The sequence below is a fragment of the Paraburkholderia mimosarum LMG 23256 = NBRC 106338 genome (genome assembly GCF_000739815.1).
In the GTDB taxonomy this organism is placed as follows: Bacteria; Pseudomonadota; Gammaproteobacteria; order Burkholderiales; family Burkholderiaceae; genus Paraburkholderia; species Paraburkholderia mimosarum.
This window is the reverse complement of sequence record NZ_BBJJ01000148.1, coordinates 1-6,700: the sequence shown is the minus strand read 5'-3', so window position 1 is coordinate 6,700 and position 6,700 is coordinate 1. Positions and strand designations below refer to the sequence as shown.

The 6,700-nt window shown below is 59.6% G+C and carries 5 protein-coding genes and 3 pseudogenes; 5 read left to right on the top strand and 3 right to left on the bottom strand.

The window, feature by feature from the left end; translation table 11 throughout:
• Positions 1-156 (top strand): annotated as a pseudogene (locus BMI01S_RS44490) (IS6 family transposase); the annotation flags it as partial.
• A 54-nt stretch (positions 157-210) separates the two neighbouring features.
• Here BMI01S_RS44490 and BMI01S_RS35460 read toward each other — a convergent pair.
• The 3 genes and pseudogenes from BMI01S_RS35460 to BMI01S_RS35450 form a co-directional block, all read right to left on the bottom strand.
• A pseudogene (locus BMI01S_RS35460) lies at positions 211-497 on the bottom strand (MFS transporter); the annotation flags it as partial.
• 81 nt (positions 498-578) lie between these two features.
• Positions 579-1,762 (bottom strand): annotated as a pseudogene (locus BMI01S_RS35455) (CaiB/BaiF CoA transferase family protein).
• Positions 1,759-2,742: a hydroxymethylglutaryl-CoA lyase gene (locus BMI01S_RS35450; RefSeq protein ID WP_028232932.1), complete on the bottom strand. Its 984-nt coding sequence runs from the start codon at positions 2,740-2,742 to the stop codon at positions 1,759-1,761. The pseudogene BMI01S_RS35455 and the gene BMI01S_RS35450 overlap by 4 nt, the downstream one beginning before the upstream one ends.
• A gap of 182 nt (positions 2,743-2,924) precedes the next feature.
• Here BMI01S_RS35450 and BMI01S_RS35445 point away from each other — a divergent pair, with 182 nt between their 5' ends.
• From BMI01S_RS35445 to BMI01S_RS41560, 4 genes are all read left to right on the top strand, one after another.
• Positions 2,925-3,677, top strand: coding sequence for an IclR family transcriptional regulator (locus BMI01S_RS35445; RefSeq protein WP_036047053.1), 753 nt, complete (start codon positions 2,925-2,927; stop codon positions 3,675-3,677).
• A 365-nt stretch (positions 3,678-4,042) separates the two neighbouring features.
• Positions 4,043-4,300, top strand: coding sequence for a hypothetical protein (locus tag BMI01S_RS35440; protein ID WP_028232930.1), 258 nt, complete (start codon positions 4,043-4,045; stop codon positions 4,298-4,300).
• 733 nt (positions 4,301-5,033) lie between these two features.
• Positions 5,034-5,540 carry a hypothetical protein gene (locus tag BMI01S_RS35435; RefSeq protein WP_028232929.1) on the top strand — a complete coding sequence of 169 codons (507 nt, stop codon included), beginning with the start codon at positions 5,034-5,036 and terminating at the stop codon, positions 5,538-5,540.
• A gap of 83 nt (positions 5,541-5,623) precedes the next feature.
• Positions 5,624-6,700 (top strand): hypothetical protein (locus tag BMI01S_RS41560; protein ID WP_156123892.1); only part of this gene is annotated, 1,077 nt, incomplete at its 3' end.

Here is a 6,700-nt window from a genome sequence, read left to right as displayed (position 1 = left end):
CTGCCTGGTTTCAAGCGATTCGGGAGCGCCGGGACCACGATTTCAGGAATCGAGTTGACGCATTGTATTCGCAAGGGGCAGTTCGATCTCGCGAAGCTCGGCCTCAAGGAGGCCGCTGCGCCCGCCGTATGGAATGCGGTTCTGTTTGATCAATAAGCTTTCCTACCTATATGAGCTTTCTCAACCCGTCTACCTATTTGCACCAGAACCACTTTTTGGCCCCACAGCGAGCGCCGTCGCCGCTGCGAAAAATCCCCACGTGATCACGATGCGGGCAAGCCAGCGCCGCGCGCCAAAGCGGTATAGCGCGAGGTTGCTCGGGACCTCGAACACACAGTACCCGGCGAACATGATGCCCGCGCCCCAGCCGAACTGGGTGGCGCTCAAACCAAGATCGTGATTCATCGTCAGCGCCGCGCAGCTTTTCTGACCGCAGACTGCTCGACGGTGGAACCCGCCGTACTGCCTGTCGTGATGTTCGATGAAATGGATGTCATGTCTCGTCTCCAGACGAATCAAGGCGCGCAGAAAGCCCAGCGGCCTCTGCGGCTCGGTGATTCTTTGCGGCTGTTGCAACGTTAGGCGCTGGCGAGTTCGTTCGCCGAGGGGTTCGACGCATCGCCCGGCTGGGCATCGCGGCATTTGACGACGCCGGCCTCGGCCAGTTGCCGGAGATCCTCCGGCGTGTACCCCAGACCCCAGAGAAGCGCCTGGGTATCCTGACCCAGCGAAGGCGGTGCCGCTCGCAGATACAGGCGCTCCCCGCCGAGCGTCAACGGCAACAGCGCGGTTCTCGTCTTGACCGCTTGTCCCGCGCCGCTCGCGTCAGGCGGCAGCGTCACCTCGGCAAGTCCGCCGGTTGCCAGCAGGTGCGGATCATCGAACAGGTCCTGCGGTTTCGTGATCGGCGCATACGGAAGTCCGCAACGCTCGAAAATTTCGCTGATTTCAGCGGCTGTGAACGCTTCCATATGCTTGCGGAGTTGCGGCAGCAACCATTCGCGGACCTGCACGCGCTGATTGTTGGTGACGATCCGCTCGTCGGCCTTGAGATCCGTGAGCCCGAATGCGTCGCAGAAGCCACCGCCAGGAAAATCTGCTCGCCGTTTTTGACCGAAAACACGTCGTAGACCGCCCAGGCCGAAATGCGGCTTGGCATCGGCGCCGCGGCGTTGCCGGTCACGGCGTACTGCATCATGTGCTGGGCGACGAGGAACACATTGTTCTCGAACAATGCGCTTTGCACTTCCTGGCCGCGGCCCGTGCGTTCGCGTTGGGCAAGCGCCGCCATTGCGCCGATGGCGCCGAACATTCCGCCCATGATGTCGTTGACGCTCGTGCCGGCGCGCAGCGGTCTGCCGTCAGGTCCCGTCATGTAGGCCACCCCCCCATCATCTGCACGACCTCGTCGAGCGCGGTGCGATGATCGTAGGGGCCAGGCAAAAAACCCTTGTGCGATACGTAGACCAGACGCGGATTGAGTCTGGACAGCGCGGCATAACCGAGGCCGAGAGCGCCCATTGCGTGTCGGAAACCCATCGACGGCAATGCTCTTCTTGTTGCGGTTGAACGTGCTGAAGAAGCCTGCGCCCGACCCGCGCAGCGCGCGGGTACTGTCGCCAGCAATAGGTTCGACCTTGATCACTTCTGCGCCCAGGTCGGCCAGCACCATGCCGCATGTCGGCCCCATCACCATGTGCGTCATCTCGACGACGCGCAGGCCGCTATACGGCAAATTCTGGTTTGCGATTACGTCGCTCATTGCGCTACTCCAATCAGGCAGCCTTCGGGTTGCGGCGCGCTGGGTGCGCGGCCATCTGCATACACGAAACCCTTGGGGAGCCCCGCGTCCTGCACGTGCCCATTCAGTGCCTCTCCGGGCAGCGCGCTGGCGAGAATCGCACGCGCGGCGATGAGGCTGTCGATGTCCACCCCCGTGTCGTAACCCATGGCTTCGAGAAGGAAAGCCAGGTCTTCCGTCACGATGTTGCCAGTCGCACCTGGCGCGTACGGGCAGCCGCCCAGACCGGCCTGACTGGAGTCAATCGTCGTTACACCCACCTCGAGCGCTGCGATGACGTTGGCCAGTCCCTGGCCACGGGTGTTATGGAAATGGGCGCCGCCGGCCTTGGCGCCGAATTCCGTTTGAAGCCTGCGAAACAGTCGGCGTATCTGGGCCGGATTCGCGTAGCCGCTCGTATCCGAAAGTCCGATTTCGTCGACGCCGCACTCGGCCATTGCCTCGCACATGCGCATAGTCTGATCGTCGCTCACGACGCCCGCGATCGTGCAACCAAAGGCAACCGAAACGCCCGCTTCAGTCTGTACGCCTGGAAACTGCTTATTGCGAAGCGCGACAATATTGCGGACTTCCTCGATCATCTGCTCAGTGGTTTTCCGGATGTTGGCGAGCGAATGTTCGTTGGTCACCGAAACGGGAAGCGTGACCTTATGCACGCCCGCTTCGAATGCGCTCTGACTTCCACGAAGGTTCGGACCGAACACGGCGACGTGAAGATCCGGGATCGAGAGGGCATGCGCAACGACTTCGCGGATGTCGGCCATCTGTGGCAACAGTTTTGCCGGTACGAAGGAGCCAACTTCGATTTCCTTGAGTCCGGCAGCGGCGATCGCGGAGATCCATCGCAGCTTGGCCGCGGTGGGCATGACGCTCTTGATGCTCTGGAGGCCATCGCGCGGCCCAACCTCACTGATCAGCACTTTCGGATGTGACGTACTCATTCACTCACCTTTGTTCTATCTAATAGACCTATATTCTGTTGTATGGAGCTATAGATCGAAGTTGGGCCGCCTGCAAGGAGGGTAAACGCAGAAAATAGAACTTGAGTTCTATTAGATGGAACATTACGATGGCATCTATGAACACGACGACAAAACACCCCGGCACCGAGGAAGCGCCTTCAATGGCCGCTCCTTTGGATCAGGCCGGAAAAAATTCCAGCGGCGTTGCCGTTCTTGACCGGGCGTTCGCGATCCTCAACGCCTTCGGGCCGACGGACGATCAGTTGACGCTCACCGAACTCTCGCGCCGCACGGGTTTGTACAAAAGTACAACCCTGCGCTTGCTGGGCGCACTGGAGCACGGTGGCTTCATCCGCAAGTTGAACGACGGGCAGTATGGGGTTGGCCACCAGCCCTTACGCCTTGCCGCGCTCTATCAAAGATCTTTCCAGGTGGGACCGGTCATCGAACCGCTGCTCCAGCAGTTGAGCCGCGATCTTGGGGAAACCGCATCGTTCTACGTGCAGCAGGGCGATCGTCGCCTGGTGCTGTATCGCGTCGAGCCGACAAGAAGCGTGCGGGTGTCGATCCGTGTCGGGGAGGAGTTCCCGATCGACAGGGGCGCGTCGGGCAAGGTGCTGCTTGCTTTTACAGAGACGCTCGATACGCGGTGGAGCGAGGTGCGTGACGCGCTCTGGGCGGCGTCCTACGGAGAACGTGATCTCGAGACCGCTTCGGCTTCAGTGCCCGTGTTTGACGCGACGGGCGAAGTCGTGGGGGCCCTTACGCTATCCGGACCGAAAGAAAGGTTTGGCACGCCCGCCATGATCAATGCGGCCGTGGCGGCATTACTGGATAGTGCAAAGACCGCGACCGTGGCGCTTGGTGGCAAAGGTGGCCGGTACGATGCCAGCATCGCGGAATGTAAGAGATGAAACGCACCTGGGTACGTTCGGATGTCCGCTCTCAACAGCATTCTGCGCATTCCTTCGCCGCATTACTGCCGATGAACCATTAGTGGCTGCGTAAGCGGAAGGCCTTGAATGACTGCTTGCGAAGTGGAACTGCCGCCCGAATGTCATGGCGACGCAACGAACGGATGTCTCATCATGGCCGTTCAGCGCCCGACGGCCGTACGCGATGATCGTTTCGGGCGCGCGCGAAACCGACCTGCCCGAGGAAGCGATGTGTCCATGCGAGACGTGGAACTGGACAGCATCATCTTCTAGATCGCGACCAACGCAACGGATGGATGCACAATAGACTGCAATATAGCCGAGTCAATTTATCTGAGTCCGCGATGTCCGATCCCGCGCTTCCATACCCGTTGCTTCAGCCACTGGAGCTGACGACCATCCTGATCCGCCACTACGGCATCCATCGTGGGCTATGGACCCTCCACGTTGAGTTTCGCACGAATGGTCTAAATTTCGTGCCGCCGGGGGGCGATGCGGCATACCCGGCCGTGGTGACGCGGGTCGGGGCTCTCGGCCTGAGAAGGGTCGAGACTGCCGACCCGCTTACCGTCGATGCAGCGGCGGTCAACCCAAAACGCTAACTCTTGCCCGATTTTCGCACCGGTCAAATGTGTCCCGCATTCACAGTCCGTCGGCCTGACTGCAGAGGGGACGTTCGGAACGCTCATTTCGACCCGTTACTGTCTCTCAGCTGACTTTCCAGAACGTCATAACTTCACTCCAAAGCGGCCGCTCTACTGTGCCGATCCTTGGTTGCTCCCTTGTGTTCCGGATCAGGCGTTATGTCGATCACGGAAGGAGTTGGGTTCGGCGAATTGCTTTGACCGTTTGCTGTCGATCGAACGGTTGCAGTCGCAGGGGCAGGTATCGGTGGGAAAAGGTCATTCCGTACCGTCACTCGAGGACAAGTTATCGGTATCAGCCGACGTCCGTGGGTCGCCGCCGACGGCCCCGCAGCGGTTGTCAGCTGCTTCGCGGGCGCTGCGGCGCTTGATTTTCTCGCGTGATGACTAGTGCAATGGTCCCAGCAACCATTTCGCATTTCAGTGTTCGGTGCCGTACATAAACACGCCAAAAGGCAATCGCGTTCATCCTGATGCACCTAGATTGCTCATTGTATGTTGTGCATACGATCTCGTTGGAAGCCAGCCATCGAACGATAAATCAAGCGCCCCGCCTCAATGGGCGGGGTTATGAGCTGTGCCTTCCCAAACTGCCGATCGTCGATCGGCCTACGTCGCAAGCGTTGGGGAATCCGACCCGAAGAGATTGAAGGCTTCGGAATGTTTTTGGCTGTCGTATCGAAGGCATATCATGACTGACATCACAGACAACACCACACCGATCAAGACCACACCGATCAAGACCGGCCCCCGACGCATCGTCCCAACCGTCGACTTCGTGCCGCGGGGCGTGTCCCCATTGAAGGGCGCGCCCGTTCCGAAGTTGGTGAATCACGGCGGCCCCGTCATTGGCGCTGTCGAAGTGATTCCAATCTACTGGGGCGCGGCTTGGGCCACCGGCACCAACGCTAACTTGGCGACCGAACTCGACTCCTTCTTCGATTTCATCGTCACCAGTTCCTATATGGATCTGCTGCACGAGTACAGCACAGCAACGACCAGCATTCAACATGGGAAACGATTGACTTCCGTGCAAGTCAGCGGGAGCGAACCGGGTACTGTCACTCCCACAGGGCGTCAGGTCACGGATGCGCAGATTCAAACGGCATTGCAGAGCTGGATCGCCGCTGGCACGGCCCCGGCGACGACGGCTAATAGCTTTATTTCGTCTTTCTTCCGCCCAACGTCGTTTCATTAAACGAGAACATCGACGGCCAATCGTGCACGGGGCCAAACGGTTATTGCGGTTATCACAGCAATGTCGGCGGGGTCTACTATGCGGTGATCCCTTTTGTTGACTGTCCGGGTTGCGTCTTCTCGGGCAGCTTCCTAGATACGCTGACGGAAGTCTCCAGCCACGAGTTCGCAGAAGCGATTACTGATCCGCAAGGCAATGCATGGTATGACCCTGTGACGGGTCCCGGCGACGAGATAGGCGACATCTGCAATCGTCAAACCATACGGCTGGGCGGTTTCCTCGTACAGACCGAATGGTCGAACGCCCAGTCGGCTTGCGTGATCGCGCCCCCTGCTAACCCTGAATCCGTCATTGAGCAGCATAATCTTTTCCGCTCCGCTGATGGCCACGTCCATGCCCTTTGGTTCAACTTTGACGATGGATGGCATCAAGAGGACCGTAGCACGATAGTTCCCAGCACACCCGCGGCCGTGGCCGGCCCCTTCGGCTATGCCTTCGTCAACAAGGCGACCGGCCTGCTCGAACAGCACAACCTCTTCAGGTCGGCCGATGGTCACATTCATGCGTTGTGGTTCAACTTCGCAACGGGTTGGCATCAGGAGGACCGCAGCGCGATCGTGTCCGGCACACCTGCCGCGGTCGGGAAACCATTCGGCTATGCCTTCGTGAACAATCCGACCGGTGTGGTGGAACAGCACAACCTGTTTCGTTCTGCCGATGGCCACATTCATGCGCTGTGGTTCGATTTCGCGACAGGATGGCACCACGAAGATCGCACCGCCATCGTGGCAGGGACACCGACTGCCATAGGAGACCCCATCGGCTACGCCCTCATAAACAGTACCTCGGGGCTCGCAGAACAACACAACTTGTTCCGTTCGTCCGACGGCCACATTCATGCGCTGTGGTTCGATTTCAAAACAGGATGGCACCACGAAGATCGGACCGCCATCGTGGCAGGGACACCGACCGCCATAGGAGACCCCTTCGGCTACGCGCTCGTAAACAGCACGGCGGGGCTCGTAGAGCAACACAACCTGTTCCGTTCGTCCGACGGCCACATTCATTCGCTATGGTTCAACTTCGCGAGCGGATGGCATCATGAGGACCGCACGGCGATGGTGGCAGGTACGCCCGCTGCCGTGGGAGACCCCTTAGCA

What these genes read in the sequence shown, in the direction of transcription:
- BMI01S_RS35450 (WP_028232932.1), bottom strand. Translation starts at nt 2,742, where the DNA reads ATGAGTACGTCACATCCGAAAGTGCTGATCAGTGAGGTTGGGCCGCGC.
- BMI01S_RS35445 (WP_036047053.1), top strand. Translation starts at nt 2,925, where the DNA reads ATGGCCGCTCCTTTGGATCAGGCCGGAAAAAATTCCAGCGGCGTTGCC.
- BMI01S_RS35440 (WP_028232930.1), top strand. Translation starts at nt 4,043, where the DNA reads ATGTCCGATCCCGCGCTTCCATACCCGTTGCTTCAGCCACTGGAGCTG.
- BMI01S_RS35435 (WP_028232929.1), top strand. Translation starts at nt 5,034, where the DNA reads ATGACTGACATCACAGACAACACCACACCGATCAAGACCACACCGATC.